The organism is Thermocatellispora tengchongensis (assembly GCF_014202315.1).
Taxonomy (GTDB): domain Bacteria; phylum Actinomycetota; class Actinomycetes; order Streptosporangiales; family Streptosporangiaceae; genus Thermocatellispora; species Thermocatellispora tengchongensis.
This window is the reverse complement of sequence record NZ_JACHGN010000003.1, coordinates 216270-236215: the sequence shown is the minus strand read 5'-3', so window position 1 is coordinate 236215 and position 19946 is coordinate 216270. Positions and strand designations below refer to the sequence as shown.

12 protein-coding genes are annotated in these 19946 nt (G+C 73.1%); 6 read left to right on the top strand and 6 right to left on the bottom strand.

What is annotated here, in order from left to right; all coding sequences use genetic code 11:
• Nucleotides 1–204: 204 nt before the first annotated feature.
• From HNP84_RS07405 to HNP84_RS07395, 3 genes are read left to right on the top strand one after another with little or no spacing between them, the layout of a single operon-like run.
• Nucleotides 205–1230 carry a hypothetical protein gene (locus HNP84_RS07405; RefSeq protein ID WP_185048640.1) on the top strand — a complete coding sequence of 342 codons (1026 nt, stop codon included), beginning with the start codon at nt 205–207 and terminating at the stop codon, nt 1228–1230.
• Nucleotides 1230–1907 carry a hypothetical protein gene (locus HNP84_RS07400; protein WP_185048639.1) on the top strand — a complete coding sequence of 226 codons (678 nt, stop codon included), beginning with the start codon at nt 1230–1232 and terminating at the stop codon, nt 1905–1907. The genes HNP84_RS07405 and HNP84_RS07400 overlap by 1 nt, the downstream gene beginning before the upstream one ends.
• A gap of 54 nt (nt 1908–1961) precedes the next feature.
• On the top strand, nt 1962–2768 hold the full coding sequence (locus HNP84_RS07395; protein WP_185048638.1) for an inositol monophosphatase family protein: 807 nt from the start codon (nt 1962–1964) through the stop codon (nt 2766–2768).
• 7 nt (nt 2769–2775) lie between these two features.
• On the opposite strand, the gene HNP84_RS07390 is transcribed toward HNP84_RS07395, so the two are convergent.
• Complete coding sequence (locus HNP84_RS07390) at nt 2776–3960, bottom strand: SLC13 family permease (RefSeq protein ID WP_312924070.1); 1185 nt, start codon at nt 3958–3960, stop codon at nt 2776–2778.
• A gap of 114 nt (nt 3961–4074) precedes the next feature.
• Here HNP84_RS07390 and HNP84_RS07385 point away from each other — a divergent pair, with 114 nt between their 5' ends.
• Nucleotides 4075–9855, top strand: coding sequence for a WD40 domain-containing protein (locus HNP84_RS07385; RefSeq protein ID WP_185048636.1), 5781 nt, complete (start codon nt 4075–4077; stop codon nt 9853–9855).
• Here the strand turns inward: HNP84_RS07385 and coaE are convergent, their stop codons facing one another.
• The 4 genes from coaE to HNP84_RS07365 all read right to left on the bottom strand — a co-directional run bounded on the left by coaE (nt 9856) and on the right by HNP84_RS07365 (nt 14118).
• Entirely contained in the window at nt 9856–10455 is a 600-nt protein-coding gene (gene coaE / locus HNP84_RS07380; RefSeq protein ID WP_185048635.1) for a dephospho-CoA kinase, read from the bottom strand.
• On the bottom strand, nt 10452–10949 hold the full coding sequence (locus tag HNP84_RS07375) for a GNAT family N-acetyltransferase (protein WP_312924067.1): 498 nt from the start codon (nt 10947–10949) through the stop codon (nt 10452–10454). The genes coaE and HNP84_RS07375 overlap by 4 nt, the downstream gene beginning before the upstream one ends.
• A 375-nt stretch (nt 10950–11324) precedes the next feature.
• Nucleotides 11325–12803, bottom strand: coding sequence for a 30S ribosomal protein S1 (rpsA, locus tag HNP84_RS07370; RefSeq protein ID WP_185048634.1), 1479 nt, complete (start codon nt 12801–12803; stop codon nt 11325–11327).
• Nucleotides 12804–13020: 217 nt separating this feature from the next.
• The gene (locus tag HNP84_RS07365; RefSeq protein ID WP_312924064.1) at nt 13021–14118 is read right to left on the bottom strand and encodes a polysaccharide deacetylase family protein; all 1098 of its coding nucleotides are present in this window, start codon (nt 14116–14118) and stop codon (nt 13021–13023) included.
• Between the two features lie 346 nt (nt 14119–14464).
• On the opposite strand from HNP84_RS07365, the gene HNP84_RS07360 reads away from it, so the two are divergent.
• Nucleotides 14465–15058 carry a hypothetical protein gene (locus HNP84_RS07360; protein ID WP_185048633.1) on the top strand — a complete coding sequence of 198 codons (594 nt, stop codon included), beginning with the start codon at nt 14465–14467 and terminating at the stop codon, nt 15056–15058.
• A gap of 830 nt (nt 15059–15888) precedes the next feature.
• Here the strand turns inward: HNP84_RS07360 and polA are convergent.
• Nucleotides 15889–18579 carry a DNA polymerase I gene (gene polA / locus HNP84_RS07355; RefSeq protein ID WP_185048632.1) on the bottom strand — a complete coding sequence of 897 codons (2691 nt, stop codon included), beginning with the start codon at nt 18577–18579 and terminating at the stop codon, nt 15889–15891.
• A gap of 68 nt (nt 18580–18647) precedes the next feature.
• On the opposite strand from polA, the gene HNP84_RS07350 reads away from it, so the two are divergent.
• Nucleotides 18648–19079 (top strand): PaaI family thioesterase, encoded by a 432-nt coding sequence (locus HNP84_RS07350; protein ID WP_185048993.1) that lies wholly within the window; start codon nt 18648–18650, stop codon nt 19077–19079.
• The last annotated feature ends 867 nt before the right edge of the window (nt 19080–19946 follow it).

The window sequence follows — 19946 nt, the reverse complement described above, 5'->3', positions numbered from 1 at the left end:
GGCGTTCCGGCCGTCCCATGGGTTCGGCCGGCCCACGCCTTCCGGTCATTCCACGCGTACGGCCCGCGTCCCCGCATCGGGGCGCGGGCCGTGCGCGTGCCGGGGCCCGGAAAGCCGCTGGCCGGGCCATGACCGGCTCGTTACCATGCTTGCGGGGGGCATGACCGCGGGGGCTTACGGATCGTCGAGCGGGCGGGGCGGGCGATGGGGCGAGTGAGACGGCTCGGAAGCTGGCTCGGCGACAACGCCGACGGCGCCATCGCCCTGGTGCTCGCCGCCGCGGTCGGCGTGATCGGCATGCTCCCCGACGGCGCCCTGAGCGACGATCTGCGCGACCAGTTCATCAGCTCGGGCACGCTGCTGGTGCTGGCGCTGCTCACCACGGCCATCCTGCGCGACCGCTGGCGGCAGGAGCCGATGGAGGACGCGATCCGCGAGACGTTCACGGCGACCTCGGGAACGCTGTCGGTGCTGCCCGACCGGATCGAGCGGCTGGAGGGCGTGGTCGCCGAGGCCCAGCGGGCGCTGGCCGACATGTCGGTGCTGCACGTGCTCAACAGCGCCGACGAGACCGCGAAGGCCCACGCCGACGCGCGCCGCGACACCGACCGGTGGATCTTCAAGGGCGGCACCGGCACCTACCTGCGCGCGGTGACCCTGCCCGAGTGCGTGGCCGCGGCCCGGCGCGACCGGCGGGCGCTGCTGATGCGGCTGGAGATCCTCGACCCGACCAACGAGGAGGCGTGCGGTGCCTACGCCTCCTTCCGCCGCTCGATGTCGCAGGACCCCGACGGCACCGGCGAGGTGTGGACCGCCGAGCGCACGCGCAAGGAGGCGTACGCGACGATCCTGGCGGCCTGCTGGCACCAGCAGCGCTTCGGGCTGCTGGACATCACGGTGGGCCTGTCGGCCACCATGACCACCTTCCGCTGGGACCAGTCCGCGTCCTCGCTGATCATCACCGGAGAGGACCCCAGGCGCGCGCTGCTCGCGCGGCGCGGCTCGTTCTACTACGAGTGGTGCAGCACCGAGCTGCGGGCCAGCCTCGACCAGGCCAGGCGGGTGCCGATCGAGCTGGCCAGGCCGCTGCCGCTGGGCGACGAGCCGACCATCGAGGAGGCGCGCAAGCTGTTCGAGACACTGGGCGTGCCGCTGCCGCGCGCGTTCGGCGAGCGTGACGTGGCCGACATCATCAGAAAGGCGCTGCGGGCGAAGAACCCCTACGTGTGATGAGATACCGCGACTTGTACCGCGAGATGACCGGCGGCACCGGGCACCGGTCGATCCCGGCCTGGGCCCGCGAGGTGCTCTCGGCCGTCGCCGCGGACGCCTCCTCGGGCGGCTCCGCGGTCACGGCCGTACGCCATCCGCTCGGCTTCACCTGCCTGCCCATCGAGCGCGACGGCGACACGGGCGTGTGCGTGCACGTCTGGTCGGCGCGCCTGGCCGCGGCGCTGCCGCCGGCGCCGCGGATCACCACGTCCCAGGTCCACTGCCATAGCTGGGACCTGCTCAGCTACGTCCTGTACGGCTCGCTGCGCAACGAGCTGGCCGAGGTCGCCGACGCCGGCGGCGACGCGGCGACCCACCGCGTCTGCCACGTGGTCAGCGGCCCCGGGCACGACGACATCGAGCCCACCGGCCGCACGGTCCGCTACTCGCGCGGGCGCACGGCCGAGCACGGCGCGGGCGAGGTGTACGCGCTGCCCGCCGGGGTGTTCCACAGCAGCGTCGTGCCCGCGGGCGAGGAGGTCGCCACGGTCGCCCTCGGCCGCGGGTACGAGCGCGGCGCCGACCTGTCGCTGGGCCCGCTGACCGCCCGGCCGCACCGCGTCACCCGGGCGCGGTGCCGGCCGGAGGAGACCGCGATGGCGGCGAGGCTGGCGGCCGGGCGGCTGCTCGGGTAGACATCGGCCGGGGGCCGCCGGCGCCCCGGGCAGGCACGGGAGCGAGGAGGGGCCATGGACCTCGACCACGCGCTGCGGGTGGCCGTGGAGGCCGCCGAGGCGGCGGGCGCGCTGCTGCTGGACGGCGTGTCCGGGGCGGGACCTCGGGTGCGGGCCAAGGGCGGGGGCGGCGACGTGGTGACCGACCTCGACATGGCCGCGGAGAAGCTCATCCTGGAGCGGCTGCTGACCGGCTTCCCCGGCCACCGGGTGATCGCCGAGGAGTCGGGCCTGGCGGGCGCGGCCGACGGCGAGTGGACCTGGCTGGTCGATCCGCTCGACGGCACCAACAACGTGGCGATCGGCCTGCCCGTGTACGTCGTTGGCCTGGCGCTGTGCCGGGACGGCGCGCCGGTGCTGGGCGTGGTGCACGAGCCGGTGACCGGGCGCACCTGGTCGGCGGTGCACGGCCGGGGCGCGGTGGGGCCCGGCGGCCGCCGGCTGAGCCCGCCGTACCGCCCGACCGCGCACGGCCCCACCGTGGCCTGGACCCAGGGCCACGGCGTACGCCGCGGCGACCCGGTCGCCGGGGCGGTCAGGAACGCGCTGGGCCTGCGCGCCCGCCGGGTGCTGCAACTGTGGGCCCCGCTGCTCGCCTGGGCGATGCTGGCCCGCGGCGACATCGACGGCATCGTGGGCTACCGCGCCGAGCTGGTGGACCTGCCCGGCGGGCTGCTGCTGGCGCAGGAGGCGGGCATGGCGGTGCGCGGGTTCGACGGCACCCCGTTCGCCTGCGACATCACGCTGCCCGACCAGGAGCGCACCTTCGTCGCCTGCCATCCGCGGCGGCTGGACGAGCTGCTGGAGACCGTAGCCGGGTGAGCCGCGCCTAGGCGGTGAGCAGCAGGGCGGCGACGGTGGCGGCGAGGCCGGCCACCGCCAGGCCGGTTCCGGTGAGCAGGAACTTGCCGATCGGCACCCGCACCCCGCGCCGCCGGCACCACTCGAACCACAGCAGCGTGGCCAGCGACGCCCACGGGGTGATCAGCGGCCCGACGTTGGTGCCGATCAGCAGCGCGAGGAGCTGGTCGCGGTTGCCGGGCGGGATGACCTGCTCGGCGGCGGCGTACGCGGGGAGGTTGTTCAGCAGGTTGGACAGGCCCGCGCCCGCGGCGGCGGCGCGGTAGGCACCGTCGCCGCCGCCGTCGGTGCCGATCAGCGCGGTCATGACCTCCGACAGGCCGAACCTGCTCAGCGTGGGCACCACCAGGAACAGGCCGGTGACGAACACCACGAGCTGCCAGGGGAACAGGCTCCACGACAGGTGGGAGCGCCCGCGTACGGCGAAGACCGCGACGACCACGGCCGCCGCGACCGGCGCGGCGATCCCGACCGCCACCTCCAGCAGCAGCGCGACGATGAACAGCAGGCACGCCGCCGCGGAGACCGCGAACAGGACCGGGTCGGCGATCCGCACCGGCTCGGGCGGCTGGTAGCGGTCGGCGCCGCGCTCGCCGCGCCGCCAGTAGAAGACCCACAGGAACACCATCGTGACCGCGATCGAGGCGAGCTGCGGCGCCCACATCCGCGCGGCGAACTCCTGGGTGGACATCTCCACGTGGTTCATCGCCAGCAGATTGGTCAGGTTGGAGACCGGCAGCAGCAGGCTGGCGGTGTTGGCCAGCCACACGGTGGTCATGGCCAGCGGCAGGGCGGCGATCTCGGCCCGCGCGGCGAGTGCGAGCATGACCGGGGTGAGCAGGACGGCGGTGGTGTCCAGGTTGAGGAAGATCGTGACCACCGCGGCGAAGGCGGTGCACAGCAGGAACAGCGCCGGGTAGCGGCCCCGGCCGATGATCGCCAGGCGGGTGGCGATCACGTCGAAGACCTGGGCCTCCTTGGCCAGCTCGGCCAGGACGATCACGCCGATCAGGAACAGCAGCAGCGGGCCGATCTCGCTCAGGCTGCGGGCGGCGTCGGCGGCGGGCAGCAGGCCGGTCGGCACGCACACCAGCCCGGCCGCGAACAGGCCGAGACGCACGAGGTCGAGGGTGCCCGGTCGCCATCGGCTCACGACGGCCATGATCGCACATCCGCCCGTTGATCGAATCGTTCCCCGGAACCCGGCCCCGCCGGGCGATACTGGCTCCCGGGGGCGCAGGACGCCGCGGACGGAGGGGCGAGGGGCATGGCACGCGACGACAGGCCGGTGGACATCTTCGTCAGCTACTCCCCCGCCGACGAGCGCTGGGCCGCGTGGATCGCCTGGGAGCTGGAGGCCGCGGGGTACCGCACCATGATCCAGGCGTGGGACTTCGTGCCCGGCACCAACTTCATCGACTTCATGGACCGCGGCGTCAGCGAGGCGGCCCTGGTGGTGGCGGTGCTGTCGCGCAACTACCTGCGCTCCCGCTACGGCCGGATGGAGTGGCAGGCCGCGCTGCGCGCCGATCCCGCCAACCCGTCCAACAAGCTGGTCACGATCCGGCTGGAGGACACCCCGCTGGAGGGGCTGCTGTCCACGATCACGTGGGTGGACCTGGTCGGCGTCACCCGGGCCGAGGAGGCCAGGGCGCTGCTGCTGGAGCGGATCAGGCAGAGCCTGGCGGGACGGGCCAAGCCGGCCGAGCGGCCCGCGTTCCCGAACGGGCCGCAGCCCCTCGCCGGGGAGGTCGTGGCGGCGGCCGAGCCGCGGCGCGAGCCGGCGCGCATCCGGCGCACGCCGGTGGCCCCGCCCGCCTACCCGGCCGCGCCCGCCGCCGAGGACGCGCGCGAGTCGATCACGCTGCTGCACCTGTCCGGGCCCCGGTTCGGCCGCGGGCTCGCGGAGGAGGACGAGCCGCTGACCGCGGCCGAGCTCCAGCCGCGCGTGTGGGCCGACCTGACCCGGCTGCGCGACGCCGGGGTGCCGCGCCCCGACCTGCTCGTGGTGACCGGAGACCTGACCGAGTCGGGCAGCCGCAGGGAGTTCGGCGAGGCGACGACGTTCCTGACCGGGTTACGGGTGCTGCTCGGCCTGGAGCCGCAGCGGGTGGTCATCGTGCCGGGGCCGAGGGACGTGACCAAGGCGGCCTCGCGGGCGTACTTCGCCACCTGCGAGGCCGACGACGTGCCGCCGCAGCCGCCGTACTGGCCGAAGTGGCGGCACTTCGCGACGCTGTTCGAGGAGCTGTACCAGGGCCTGGACGGGCCGGTGTTCGACAGCGCCCAGCCGTGGACCCTCTACACGGCGCCGGAGCTGAAGGTGGCCGTGGCCGGGCTGAACTCCACGATGGCGATGAGCCACCGCGAGGAGGACTCCTACGGCCTGGTCGGCGAGGCGCAGGCGGCCTGGTTCGCCGAGCGGCTGCGGCCGTTCGAGGAGGAGGGCTGGCTGCGGATCGGCGTGCTCGGCCACCCGCCGGCGGCGCCGTACCTGCGCGACGCGGGCACGCTGGAGCGGCTGCTCGGCCGGCGGCTGAACCTGCTGCTGCACGGCGGACGCCCGCCGGGCGAGGAGTACGGGCGGGCGGCGGGCGTGCCGGCGCTGCCCGCGCTCGGGCCGGGCCGGCACCGGCTGGTCGAGGTGTCCCGCGACGGGCTGCGGGTGTGGGACCGCGACCGCCGGGACACCGGGGACATCAGGGAGATCGGGGACATCGGGGACGCCGGGGACGAGATCGCGCCCCCGCGCGTCCTGCCGCACACCTGGCGGTCGGCCGGGGCCGCCCTGCCCTCCCCCGCGTCCCCCGCCTCGCGCGCCCAGGCCCCCGCCCCGGGCCCGGCCGCCGAGGCGGAGCCGGCCGAGCCGGAGCGCCCGCGCGGCCCGGCGGAGCTGCTGCTGGACCGGATCGCCGAGGTGTGCGAGGCCCGGCACGAGCGGGCCAAGATCCGGCGGGTGGACGCCGACCCGCCGCAGCTCCTGGTCACCTACCCCGAGGACGGGTTCGTCCGGCAGGTCCGGATAGGCGCGCACGTCGGCCCGCTCACCGCGGCCGACGTGGAGGAGTTCGCCGGGCACGTGCACGCCTCCGGGGCGGAGCAGGGCGCCGAGCTGGTCTACCAGGGCCCTCCCCCGCCGCGGGCGCTGCGCGAGGAGATGCTGCGGCGCGGGCTGCGGCTGCGCAGCTTCACCGAGTTCCAGGGGTTGCTGGACCTGTCGGCGTACGTCGCCGAGCAGACCGCCCGGCTGCACGCCGACGGGCGCTACCCGCCCCGCCTGTACGTGCCGCAGCGCTTCCGCGAGGTGGACCGGCCGGGCACGACCGTGCGCGAGGGGCTGACCGACGAGCTGATGCGGCTGCTCGCGACCGACCACGGGCGGTTCCTGCTGGTGCTGGGCGACTTCGGCCACGGCAAGACCTTCGCGCTGCGCGAGCTGGCCCGGCGCATCCCCGCCGAGCTGCCGCACCTGACCCCGATCCTGATCGAGCTGCGCGCGCTGGACAAGGCGCACTCGGTGGACGGGCTGGTGGCGGCGCACCTCGCCAACCACGGCGAGGAGCTGATCGACCTCAAGGCGTTCCACTACATGCTGCGCCAGGGCCGGATCGTGCTGCTGTTCGACGGGTTCGACGAGCTGGTCACCCGGGTCACCTACGACCGGGCGGCCGACCACCTGGAGCGGCTGCTCCAGGCCGCGCAGGACCAGGCCAAGATCGTGGTGGCCAGCCGCACCCAGCACTTCAAGTCGCAGGGGCAGGTGCTGACCGCGCTCGGCGACAAGGTGGGGCTGCTGCCGCAGCGGCGGGTGTTCAGCGTCGCCGACTTCACCCGGGCGCAGATCCATTCCTACCTCGTCAACCGTTACGGCGGCGACGAGCGGGCGGCCGGGCGGCGGCTGGCGCTGATGAGCGGCATCGAGGACCTGCTCGGGCTGGCGAGCAACCCGCGCATGCTCAGCTTCATCGCCGACCTGGACGAGGAGCGGCTGGAGGCGGTGGCGCGGGCGCGGCACACGATCAGCGCCGCGCTGCTGTATGAGGAGATCCTGTCGTCCTGGCTCGACTTCGAGGAGCGGCGGGTCCACGGCGTGCCCGGCGGGGCGGCCGGGCTGCGCGCGGGCGAGCTGCGCCAGGCGGTGACCGCGCTGGCGCTGCGGCTGTGGGAGAGCGGCGAGTCCTTCCTGCGCCTGGCCGAGCTGACCGAGATCGCCGAGACGCTGACCCACCTCGCCGACGGGCGGCTGTCGGTGCCGCAGGCCGCCCACGCCATGGGCACGGGCAGCCTGATGGTGCGCACCGAGGAGGGCCTGTTCGGGTTCATCCACTCCTCGGTGATGGAGTGGCTGGTGGCCGGGCACATCGCGGCCCACCTGGACGGCGACGGCGTCGCCGCGCTGGCCCGCAGGCCGCTGTCGCAGCTCACCGTGGACTTCCTGTGCGACCTGGCCGACGTGCGGGCGCTGCAGGACTGGGCGGCGGCCGTGCTCACCGATCCCGCCGCCGGCGACGTCCCGCGCGGCAACGCCATCAAGATCACCAGCAGGCTGCGCATCCCGGCGGCGGCCGACCTGCGCGGGGCGAGCCTGCGCGGGGAGGACCTGTCCTCCCGCGACCTGCGCGAGGTGGACCTGACCGGGGCCGACCTGACCGAGGCCAGGCTGGTCGGCGCCGACCTGTCGCGGGCCGTGCTGCGCGGGGCCAAGCTGGTGGGCGCCCGGCTGGACGAGGCCACGCTGGCCGGGGCCGACCTGAGCGGCGCCGACCTGACCCGGGCCGTGCTGCCCCGCGCCGACCTGCGCGACGTGTCGCTGGCCGGCAGCAGGTGGCGGCGGGCCGCGCTCATCGACGTCACCGGCACCCTGACCGGCGCCCCCGAGCTGCGCGGCGCCGGGATCGCCCCCGGCATGCCGGTCGAGACGCAGCTCGCGCCCGCCGCGCTCGGGGTGCCGTTCGGCTACCACTACCAGACCAGCAGGCTGCCCGAGCCGGTCGCCTACAGCCCCGACGGCGAGATCGTCGCCATGGGCTGCGACGACGGCGGGGTGCTGCTGTGCGAGAGCGCCACCGGCCTGCCCATACGCACCCTGCACGGCCACCGCGGCCGGGTCTACGCCGTGGTCTTCCACGCCGGCGGCGACCTGCTGGCCACCGGCGCGAGCGACGGCACCGTACGGCTGTGGGACCCGGTCACCGCCCGGCCGCTGCACGTGCTGGCGGGGCATCCCGACGGGGTGTGGCCGGTGCTGTTCAGCCCCGACGGCACGCTGGTGGTGGCCGGGGGCGCCGACGGCGACGTACGGGTGTGGGACACCGCGACCGGGGCGCTGCGGCACCGCCTGGCCGGGCACCAGGCGCCGATCTACACCGCGGCGTTCGACCGGGGCGGCGGCACGCTGGTGACCGGCGACGCCGGCGCGGTGATCCGGCTCTGGGACGTCGCCTCGGGCACGATGACCCGCACACTGTCCGGGCACCGGGGCGCGGTCTACCGGGTGGCGTTCAGCCCCGACGGCGCCATGCTCGCCGCCGGCGACCGCGAGGGCGTGGTGCGGCTGTGGCGTCCGGGCGACGGAGCGGTCGCCCACGAGCTGACCGGCCACGCCGGGCGCATCTACGCGCTGGCCTTCTCCCCGTCGGGCGCACTGCTGGCGACCGGCGACACCGTCGGCGTCGTACGGCTGTGGGACCCGGCCGCGGGCGAGCCGCGCGGCGTGCACACCACCCACGGCGCGGCGGTGTACCAGCTCGCGTTCAGCCCCGACGGCGCCCTGCTGGCCAGCGGCGACTCCGACGGGGCGGTGCGGTTGCAGGGCGTGGCGGGCGGACGGGAGCGGATGGACCTGTCCGGCCACCGCGGCTCGGTGTGGCCGTTCGCGTTCCGGCCCGACTCGGCGCAGCTCGCCACCAGCTCCAACGACGGCACCGCCCGGCTGTGGGACGTCGCGACCGGCGAGGTGCGCCGGGTGCTGCGCGGCCACGGCAGGCGGATCACCCGCGTCCGGTACAGCGCCGACGGCACCATGCTGGCCACCAGCGGCAACGACGGGGTCGTCCGGCTGTGGGACCCGCGCACCGGGGTGCGGCTGCGCGAGTTCACCGGCACGGCCGACCGGCTGGTGTCGGTGGCCTTCAGCCCCACCGGGCCCACGCTGGCGGCGGCCAGCAACGACGGCGGGGTGCACTTCTGGAACGCGGTCAGCGGCGACTACGAGCGCGAGCTGCACGCCGAGACCGAGCACGTGTGGGCGGAGGCGTTCAGCCCCGACGGCGAGCACATCGCCACCGCCAACGACGACGACAGCGTACGGGTGTGGTACCGGCCGACCGGACGCCAGGTCGCCGACCTGGCCGACCACCACGGGCGGGTGCGCGCCATCGCCTTCAGCCCCGACGGGCGGTTCGTGGCCACCGGCTGCGACGACCGGCTGGTACGCGTGTGGCACGTCGAGAGCGGCGGCCTGGTGGCCACGCTGGAGGGGCACACCGGCCGCGTGTACGAGCTGGCGTTCACCCCCGACGGCGCCGGCCTGATCAGCGTGGGCCACGACGGGCGCGCGTGCGTGTGGGAGCAGCGCGCCGGGCGGTCCTGGCCGCCCCGGCCGGCCCGCACGATCACCGGGCACGAGGGACGCCTGTGGGCCGCGGCCTGCAGCCCCGACGGCGGCACCCTGGCCACGGCCGGCGACGACGCCGTGGTCCGGCTGTGGGACCCGGCGACCGGGCACCTGCTGCGCACGCTCACCGGCCCGGCGCGCCGCGTCTCCTCTCTCGCCTACGCGCCCGACGGCGCCTCGCTGGCCGCGGGCGGCGACGACGGCGTGGTGCTCGTCTGGGACCTGCCCGGCGACGGTCCCGCCCGGCTGCGGGTCACGCTGCTCGGCCTTCAGGAGGGCTGGGCCGCCATCGCCCCCGACGGCCGCTACAAGGTGGAGGGCGACATCGGCCACCAGTTCTGGCACGTGGTGGGCATGTGCCGGTTCGAGCCCGGCGAGCTGGACCCCTACCTTCCGGAGGTCACCCACCTGGCCAGAGACGCGCCCTTCTGATCAGCGGGTGGAGTGGAGGAGGTGGTGCCACGCCTCTTCCACGTGCTCGGCCAGGTCGTCGAGGGTGCCCTCGTTGGGGATGATGATGTCGGCCACGGCCAGCCGCGCGTCACGGGTGGCCTGGGCGGCGATGCGGGCCTTGGCGTCGGCCTCGGACATGCCCCGGATCGTGAGCAGCCGGTGCAGCCGGATCTCGTCGGAGGCGTCCACCACGATCACGACGTCGTACATCGGGGCGAGGTTGTTCTCGGCGAGGAGCGGCACGTCGTAGACCACGATCGCGTCGTCGGGGGCCTGGGCCTGCAACTCGGCGACGCGCGCGCCGACCCGGGGGTGCACGATCGCGTTGAGCGCGGCCAGCCGGTCGGGGTCGGAGAAGACGATCGAGCCCAGCTTCTCGCGGTCCAGCGAGCCGTCCTCGCGCAGCACGCCCGCGCCGAACTCCTCCACCACCTCGGCCAGGCCCTCGGTGCCGGGCTCCACGACCTCCCGGGCGATCTTGTCGGCGTCGATCACGACCGCGCCGCGCTCGGCCAGCCGCCTGGCCACCTCGCTCTTGCCCGAACCGATCCCGCCGGTCAGGCCGACCTTGAGCTTCACGCCCGCTCCCTTCGCATGTGCACCAGCGTGAGGTGGTCGTGGACCCGCTCGCGACCGGTCTCACGGTAGCCGTGGCGCCGGTACAGCCTCAGGTTGCCCGCCGAGAGGTGCCCGGTGAACAGGTCGAACACGGCGACCCCGGCCTCGCGCTCCTCGACCCGCTCGTGCAACGCCGCCAGCAGCGCCCCACCGATGCCGCGCCCCTGCGCGTCAGGCGCCACCACCAGCCGCCCCACCAGGCACGTGGTGCCGGACACCTGCCCGCGCACCGACCCCACGATCCGGCTCCCCTCGGTGGCCACGAGCACGGCCGCGCCGTCCTCGATCGTCTTCCTGATCTGCTCGGCCGACTCCACCAGGGGCGGGATGAACGGGTCGCCGTACAGTTGCGCCTCCGTCACGTACGCCGCCCGCTGCACGGTGAGGATCTCGCCCGCGTCGCCGGCCGCCGCCTCACGGATCACGATCCGGCCCGCCGGTTCTGTGCTGGTCACGGCGGATACCCTACGGCGTCCCGCCGGTCGGACGCGAGAACGGCCTTACCCTGCCGCCGGCGAGAGGCGGAAACGACCTCGCCCCTGCCACCGGCGAGACGCAGAAACGGCCCCGCCCCTGCCACCGGCGAGACGCAGAACCGACCCCGCCCCTCCCGCCGGCGAGACACAGAAACGACCCCGCCCCTTCCCACCGGCCGGACGCGGGAAGAACCCGGCCCTCGTGCCGGTAAGGCACGAAAACGCCCTGCCCCGCCCCTCCCCATGAGTCGGACGCGAGAAGAACGGGGCCCTTCCCTCCACACCCGGACGCGAGAAGGGCCCCGCCGGAGCGGGGCCCTTCTGCGTGCGATCTTCGCGAGGGTCAGGCCGCGATCAGCTCTGGCCGCCGGCCAGCTTCTCGCGCAGGGCCGCCAGCGCCTCGTCGGAGGCCAGCGCGCCGCCGCCCTGGGAGGACGACTGCGAGCCGCCGCCGGAGGTCTCGCCGGAGTAGCTCTGCGGGATCTCGCCGGCCTCGGCCTCGGCCTTGCGGGCCTCCTCGACCTGGCGCTTGTGCGCCTCGAAGCGGGTCTGGGCCTCGGCGTACTGCCGCTCCCACTCCTCGCGCTGGCGCTCGAAGCCCTCCAGCCACTCGCCCGTCTCGGGGTCGAAGCCCTCGGGGTAGATGTAGTTGCCGTGCTCGTCGTAGGTCGCGGCCATACCGTACAGGGTGGGGTCGAACTCGACGTCCGCGCCCATCGCGCCCTCGTTGGCCTGCTTGAGCGACAGCGAGATACGCCGGCGGTCGAGGTCGATGTCGATGATCTTCACGAAGATCTCGTCGCCGACCTGGACGACCTGCTCGGGGATCTCGACGTGGCGCTCGGCCAGCTCGGAGATGTGGACCAGGCCCTCGATGCCCTCCTCGACCCGGACGAACGCGCCGAACGGCACCAGCTTGGTGACGCGGCCCGGCACGACCTGGCCGATCTGGTGGGTGCGGGCGAACTGCTGCCAGGGGTCCTCCTGCGTCGCCTTGAGCGACAGCGAGACCCGCTCGCGCTCCATGTCGACGTCGAGAACCTCGACGGTGACCTCCTGGCCGACCTCGACGACCTCGGAGGGGTGGTCGATGTGCTTCCAGGACAGCTCGGAGACGTGCACGAGTCCGTCCACACCGCCGAGGTCGACGAAGGCGCCGAAGTTGACGATGGAGGACACGACGCCCTTGCGGACCTGGCCCTTCTGCAGGGTGTTGAGGAAGGTCTGGCGGACCTCGGACTGCGTCTGCTCCAGCCAGGCCCGGCGGGACAGGACCACGTTGTTGCGGTTCTTGTCCAGCTCGATGATCTTGGCCTCGAGCTCGCGGCCGACGTACGGCTGCAGGTCGCGGACGCGGCGCATCTCGACCAGGGACGCCGGCAGGAAGCCACGCAGGCCGATGTCGAGGATGAGACCACCCTTGACGACCTCGATGACGGTGCCGGTGACGATGCCGTCCTCGTCCTTGATCTTCTCGATCGTGCCCCAGGCGCGCTCGTACTGGGCGCGCTTCTTGGACAGGATCAGCCGGCCTTCCTTGTCCTCCTTCTGCAGGACAAGGGCCTCGACGTGCTCGCCGACCTCGACCACCTCGGCGGGGTCGACATCATGCTTGATCGAGAGCTCGCGCGAGGGGATGACGCCCTCGGTCTTGTAACCGATGTCGAGCAAGACCTCGTCTCGATCGACCTTGACGACGGTCCCCTCGACGATGTCGCCGTCGTTGAAGTACTTGATGGTCTCGTCGATCGCGGCGAGGAAGGCCTCTTCGGAACCGATGTCGTTGACCGCTACCTGCGGGGTGTTCGAGGTGGCCTCGGTGCTGCTCGTCATGTGTGGAATTGCTCCGAACGCGGACAGATGTCGATGTGGCTGGCGCGCGGCAGGCCCCCATAAAGCCGAGGATTCGTCATCGACATAATGAGCGCGAGCCCGCTCCGTCTGAGGCGCGCGCGAGCCCACAGCGCAGCGATCAGCATATGAGACGTGACGAGCCTGGTCAATCCGAGGGCACGACCAAGTGGAGGCCCCCACGCCCCCGCCACGGCCGCTAGTAGGCGTTGACCTGCTGCCTCCGCTTGCCAGTGATATTACCCCGAAGTTTCTCCGGGATGGAGATCCGCTCCGGATCACCGTCGGACGTGTATCTCTTCCCCTTGTGATCGGCCAGCCAATCCAGCCAGTACGCCGAGCACCACCGCCTGCACTCGCCCTTGCGGCCGTTGCTCTGGATGCGCATGATCGCGTTGCGGTCGAAGCCCTTGACGAAGGGCGGCGGCGACGGCTCGGCCCCGGCCAGGAACACGCCCTTGTAGTCGTACTTCGTGCCGTCCCACGACCCGCTCCGGGCGAGGCCGGGGTCGCGCGGCCGCGATCCGTACGGCAGGGCGAGGGTGGCCGAGGGCCCGGCGCCGAGCCTGCGCAGCAGCCGCTCGCCGCGCACGATCTGCTCGCGGGCCTTCTTCTTCGAAACCCGCCGCAGGTTGGGGTGGCCCCAGGTGTGGTTGGCCACCTCGAACCCGTGCGCGGTCAGCCACCGTACGGCGTGGGCCTGGCGGTCGGGGTCGCGCAGCCCGAAGGGTTCCCGGTTCACCCAGAACGTCGCCACGGGCCGGAAGCGCGGGTACTTCTGGGCCACGGCGAAGATGATCCCGACGGCGGTGTCGGGGAGCGGCATGCCGTCCGCGTCCAGCCCGAAGTGGCTGGAGTGCCCGTCGTCGAAGGTCAGCACGACCGGATGGGTCCCCTCGGGAACGCCGATCTCGCCGCTCGCGAACTCCCGGGCGGTGATCGGCACGTACCCCTCGCGGGCCAGCCGCTCCAGCTCGGCGCGCACCTGCGCGGGCGTACGGTCGATGGAGGCGCGCGGCTTGGCCACGATCCGGTGGTACATGAGCACCGGCACCAGGCCCGCCTCGTTGGCCCGCGCCCGGCGCGCCGACTCGCGGGTGGCGCGGACCGGCGGCGGCAGCGCCGAGCTGGGCAGCAGCTCCTCCTGGTGCGGAGCCGGCCGCTCCGTCTTCCGCTCCGCCTGCGGCCGCGCCGGCACCGCCTCCCGCTGCGGCCGGTCACCCACGGGCACGAAGGTCAGCACCATGATCGCGACCGAGACCACCACCACGTTCGCCACAGCGACGACCCGCGCCACCGGCGCCGTAGTCCGCACAATCCCCCCGCCCCGTCGGTGACACCGAGCCCCACAGCCTAGAACCCCAAGACGACCCCAAGGGCCGGTAAAGCCTTACCAAAAGGTAACCCTTTACGCCACCGTTAGACGGGACGAAAACCCCATATCGCCATACTTCGCGATTTTTACCGACTTTTTACCCTCACCCCGCTGCCAGCCCGACATGACCGAGAAGACCCGGGCCCAAGTGGTCGATGGCCTCGACCCCCCGGTGGCCGCACTGAAGTCGGGCCTGTACGCGCCCCCGCTGACGTTCCCACCAGACGGTCACAGGTGGCTTCCAAGTAGTGCCCCCCAGTATGGGACCGTGGCCAAGACGCGGAAGACCCGGAACCAGACGAACCGCCCCAAGGGCGCCGCCACCTCGCCGCCCACCACCACCTCGCCGCCCGCCAAGCCGCCGCAGCGCCAATCGCCCTGGGCGGCCACCAAGATGGTGCTACGCCTGCTCTTCGCGGCAGCCGCGATCATCTTCCTGGCGGCCACGGCCGTCACCGTCGCCATCCCCGAGGTGGACGTGGCCCTCGGCCGCACAGGCACCCCCGGCACCGCCACGGTCCAGTCCTGCGACCGCGTCCGCAAGGGCGTGTACGACTGCCAGGCGTACTTCGAATTCGCCGACCGCTCCAAGCAGCCGATCCTCATCGACACCGTCCCGGACGTCGAGGTGGGCGAGACCTTCCCCGCCGCCCTGACCCCCGAGGGCGACCGCGTCCTGCCCACGGGCGCACGCGGCGTGTGGCGGGCGATCCTGCCGATCAACTCGATCCCCTTCGCCATCGCCCTCATCGCCTTCCTCACCGCCCTGGTGACCCGCAGCAAGAAGGCCATCGCCTGGACAGGCGTCCTGGGCTTCCCCTTCCTCCTGGCGATGATCCTCGGCTTCGCCTACGGCACATAAAGGACAGAGACACACCGGCCCCGCCCGCCACAGCCCGCCCGTTACCTTCTGATCATCCCGGATGAGAGTCGGAGAGCAGGTCACCCGGCCCGGCGCTCCCCATACACACCGCCTCACCCCGCAACGCACACCCAGCGCCCGGTCCTCCCCGCCAGCCCAAGGCGGTGCCCACATGCGCCTGCCAGAGGCGGGCAGGCAGCGCCGCGCGGCCCGGTAAGGCCACACCACCGCCAACCCGCCCCCGCCCCCGCGCGAGGAAACGCAGCGCCTTTGGCGCGCAGCGGGCGACGCGGACGGTGCCGCAGCGGCCGTGATGCCCGCTGCGCGCCGCCAGGGTGTAGGACGCCGGGCGGCGGCGGTCAGCCGCCCGCACCGCCACACGACCGCGCGAGAACACCCGGGCAGTTCCCCTGGCGCGGAACAGACAGGACGACCTCAGCCACAGCGTGCCGGGGGCCGCCCGGCAGAGCGGGCCGCAGTGGGTCAGCAGCCCGCACCGCAACCCGCCACGTGAGGACACGCCAGCAGCACCTCACGGCCCGCAGCGGGCGGACGTGGCCTCTGCCGCAGCGGCTTGGGGGCCATGCGACAGCGCGAGGGAGGGGTCAGCAGCCCGCAGCGTCACGCGACCACGCGAGGACACGCGGGCAGCGCCCGGCGACGACCCAACGGGCGGGACGACCTCAGCCACGGCGACGCCGAAGGGCTCGCCCGGCAGGGCGGGGGGCGGCGGGTGGGTAAGCCGCCCGCAGCGTCACGCGACCGCGCAAGGACACGCGCGCAGGGCGCTGCGGCCAGCGGCGCCACGCGAGCCCGCGGGGGCGTGTGGGTCAGTGGCCGGCGTCCTCCCAGGTGCGGCCCACGCCTACCGAGACCTCCAGGGGGACGCGCAGGCTGTAGGCGGAGCCCATCTCGCGGATCGCGAGGGCGCGCAGGGCGTCGAGTTCGCCGGGGGCCACCTCGAAGACGAGTTCGTCGTGGACCTGGAGGAGCATGCGGGAGCGCAGGCCCTCGGCGGCCAGGGCGCGGCGGACGTTGAGCATGGCGACCTTGATGATGTCGGCCGCGGAGCCCTGGATGGGGGCGTTGAGGGCCATGCGCTCGGCCATCTCGCGGCGCTGGCGGTTGTCGCTGGTGAGGTCGGGGAGGTAGCGGCGGCGGCCGAGGATGGTCTCGGTGTAGCCGTCCTTGCGGGCCTGGGCGACGATCGCCTGCAGGAACTCGCGTACGCCGCCGAACTCCTCGAAGTACTCGTCCTTGAGCGCCCGCGCCTCGGCCACGGGGATGTTGAGCTGGCCGGACAGGCCGAAGTCGGACAGGCCGTAGGCCAGGCCGTAGTTCATCGCCTTGATCTTGGCGCGGAGGTCGCCGCCGACCTGCTCCGGCGGGATGTCGAAGACGCGGGCGGCGGTGGCCTGGTGGAAGTCGTGGCCGGACTCGAAGGCCGCGATCAGGGACTCGTCGCCGGACAGGTGGGCCATGATGCGCAGCTCGATCTGGCTGTAGTCGGCGGTGAGCAGGGTCTCGAAGCCCTCGCCGACCACGAAGCCCTGGCGGATGCGGCGGCCCTCGGCGGTGCGGATCGGGATGTTCTGCAGGTTGGGCTTCTCGGAGCTGAGGCGGCCGGTGGCGGCGATGATCTGGTTGAAGGTGGTGTGGATGCGGCCGTCGTCGCCGATCTCCTTGATCAGGCCCTCGACGGTGGTGCGCAGCTTGGTCTGGTCGCGGTGGCGCAGCAGGATCGTGGGCAGCTCGTGCTCGGTCTGGCCGGCGAGCCAGGCCAGGGCGTCGGCGTCGGTGGTGTAGCCGGTCTTGATCTTCTTGGTCTTGGGCAGGCCCAGCTTGTCGAACAGGATCGTCTGGAGCTGCTTGGGCGAGCCCAGGTTGAACTGCTCGCCGACGACCCGGTGGGCCTCCTCGACGGCCTGCTTGACCGCGGCGCCGAACTCGGACTCCAGCCCGGCGAGGTATTCGCGGTCGGTGCAGATGCCGGTGCGCTCCATCTCGGCGAGCACGGTGACCAGCGGCAGCTCCACCTCGCCGAGCAGGTGGGTGCCGCCGCGGGTGGACAGGAACTCCTCCAGGCCCTCGGCCAGCTCGCGCACGGCCTGGGCGCGCAGCGCGAGGTCGCGCGCCTCGGCCTCGCCGTCGGTGTCGAACAGGGAGCCCTGCCCGCCGGCCTCGGCCTCGCTGCGCAGCTCGCGCTTGAGGTAGCGCACGGCGAGGTCGTCGAGCTCGAAGGTGCGCTGCCCCGGCGTCGCGAGGTACGCCGCGAGTGCGGTGTCGCAGCTCAGCCCGCGCAGCTCCATGCCCTGGGCCCACAGGGCCAGCATGGGCCCCTTGGCGTCGTGGACGGCCTTCTCGCGGGCCTCGTCGCCGAGCCACTCGCGCAGGGCGGCCTCGTCGGCCTGGGTGAGCCGGGTGGGGTCGAGGTAGGCGGCGGTGCCGCCGGGCGGGGCGATGGCGATGGCGTCGATGCGGCCGGTGCCGCTGCCGTAGGAGCCGCGGAAGGCGAGCCCGGCCCGGCCCGCGGGCATGGCGGCCAGCCAGCCGGCGACCTCGTCGGGGCCGGGCATGGCGAGCTCGACCTCGAAGGCGTCCTCGACCTCGGGCTCGGCGGAGCCGAGGGTCTTGAACAGCCGCTCGCGCAGCTCGCCGCGGATCTGCAGCGAGTCGAGCAGCTTGTGGATGCCCTCGCGGTCGAACTGGCCCATGGTCAGCGAGGCGGGCTCGACGTCGAGGGGCACGTCGCGCTTGAGCTCGGTCAGGCGGCGGTTCATCATCACCTGGCCGAGGTGCTCGCGCAGCTTGTCGCCGACCTTGCCCTTGACCTCGTCGACCCGGTTGACCAGCTCCTCCAGGGAGCCGAACTCGCGGATCCACTTGGCCGCGGTCTTCTCGCCCACGCCGGGGATGTTCTTGAGGTTGTCGCTGCTGTCGCCGCGGATTGCGGCGAAGTCGGGATACTGCGCCGGGGTCAGCTCGTACTTCTCCATGACCGCGTCGGGGGTGAAGCGGGTCATGTCGCTGATGCCGCGCCGGGTCATGAGCACGGTGACGTTGTCGTCGACGAGTTGCAGCGCGTCGCGGTCGCCGGTGACGATCAGCACGGACATGCCCTCGGCCGAGCCGCGCGTGGCCAGGGTGGCGATCAGGTCGTCGGCCTCGAAGCCGGCCAGCGACAGGCGCGGGATGCGCAGGGTGTCGAGCACCTCGAAGATCAGGCTGACCTGGCCGCGGAAGTCCTCGGGCGTCTCGGTGCGGTTGGCCTTGTACTCGGCGTACTCGGTGTGCCGGAACGTGGGCTCGGATCGGTCGAAGCAGACCGCGACGTGGCTGGGCCGCTCGTCGCGCAGCACGTTGACCAGCATCGAGGTGAAGCCGTACACGGCCTCGGTGTGCTGGCCGTCGGTGGTGACGAGGTTGGCCTCCTTAAGCGCGTAGAAGGCGCGGTAGGCCAGTGAGTGTCCGTCGAGCAGCAGCAGGGACGGACGGGCGGGGGTCGCTTCTGTCTTCGGCACACTCGAAGCCTAGTCTCCCTCTACGACAGAAAACGCGAGGTCGACACAGAGGAGGCGTCCCCTTGACGATGACCAACCCCGACGATCTGATGGCGATCGTCGCCGGTGAAGGCCAGCTCGCCGCGCGACTCGGCATCGAGTTCGTCGAGGCGAGCCCGGAGCGGGTGGTGGCGCGGATGCCGGTCGAGGGCAACACGCAGCCGTACGGCCTGCTGCACGGCGGCGCGTCCTGCGTGCTGGCCGAGACCATCGGCTCGACGGGCGCCGCACTGCACGCCGGACCGGGCCGGATCGCGGTCGGCATCGAGATCAACGCCACCCACCATCGCTCGGCCACGTCCGGATACGTCACGGGGGTCGCGACGCGGCTGCACGGGGGCCGCACGCTGGCGACGTACGACATCGCGATCAGTGACGAGCAGGACCGCAGGGTGTGCACCGCCCGCCTGACCTGCCTGATCAGGGAGCAGCCCCCCGGGGGCGAGGGCCCGGCGGCCTGAGCGGCCGGGCGCGCGGCGGGTACCCGACACGGCGAGTATCGGCCACTCTGAGCGGTACTTTTGCGCCCGGCCCCCCGGGCTCGCTACGGTGGTGGGCCAACAGAGCCCGGGGGACGGCCGAGTAGAAAACGTGCAGGGCCGGGGAAGCCCACCACGGCACCAAAGGCCCCCCTGGGCTCATCTTGTTCTTCCAGGCCCTCGGCTTATCCCCCTCTTCCACTTCTCTCCCACTTCTTCCACGCGCCCGCCCGCGCGGCCACCGCCGAGCATCGCGGTGCCCGAGGGCCGCTTCCGGCGCGGCCGGAGCCCTGCCTCCACGCGCGCCGCCTCCACGCACGCCGTCTCCACGCGCGCCGCCTTCACGCGTGCTGTCTCCTCGCGCGCCGCCTCCCCGCGCGCTGTCTCCCCGCGCGCTGTCTCCCCGCGCGTACGTGCGCGCCCGAAGGGCCTTCCGCGCACGGTCCGGGCACTTCCCCGGCACTTCCGGAGCATCCGTAATCAGCCAAACTGTAAGACGGCCATGTCAGGCTTCGACAATCCCAGTAAACCCGCTCTGACCAGGCCGCTTTTTCCTCACGCCGATGAAACACCCTGGTCACCGATTGGTGACGAACGGTCCGGAACCGGGCGTCCAGAGCTAAGCTCCGGCCACAGCGTTGCAGGCTCATTTTGCGATGCGCGAGTCGAGTTTGGGGGTAGGACTACCTCCGCCATGACCTCATAAGGGAGCACCATTGCGCAGAGCCGTGATCGCGTTCACGGCCTTCCTGGGTGGCCTCATCTTCCTCCTCGCATCCGGACCCGCGATGGCGTGGGCGGACGGAGAGGGCCTGAAAGGCTCACTCAAAAACCAAGGCCAGCCAGTGA

Excerpts from the sequence above, each read along its gene's own strand:
- HNP84_RS07405 (WP_185048640.1), top strand. The coding sequence starts at position 205 with ATGGGGCGAGTGAGACGGCTCGGAAGCTGGCTCGGCGACAACGCCGAC.
- HNP84_RS07400 (WP_185048639.1), top strand. The coding sequence starts at position 1,230 with ATGAGATACCGCGACTTGTACCGCGAGATGACCGGCGGCACCGGGCAC.
- HNP84_RS07395 (WP_185048638.1), top strand. The coding sequence starts at position 1,962 with ATGGACCTCGACCACGCGCTGCGGGTGGCCGTGGAGGCCGCCGAGGCG.
- HNP84_RS07385 (WP_185048636.1), top strand. The coding sequence starts at position 4,075 with ATGGCACGCGACGACAGGCCGGTGGACATCTTCGTCAGCTACTCCCCC.
- rpsA (WP_185048634.1), bottom strand. The coding sequence starts at position 12,803 with ATGACGAGCAGCACCGAGGCCACCTCGAACACCCCGCAGGTAGCGGTC.
- HNP84_RS07350 (WP_185048993.1), top strand. The coding sequence starts at position 18,648 with ATGACCAACCCCGACGATCTGATGGCGATCGTCGCCGGTGAAGGCCAG.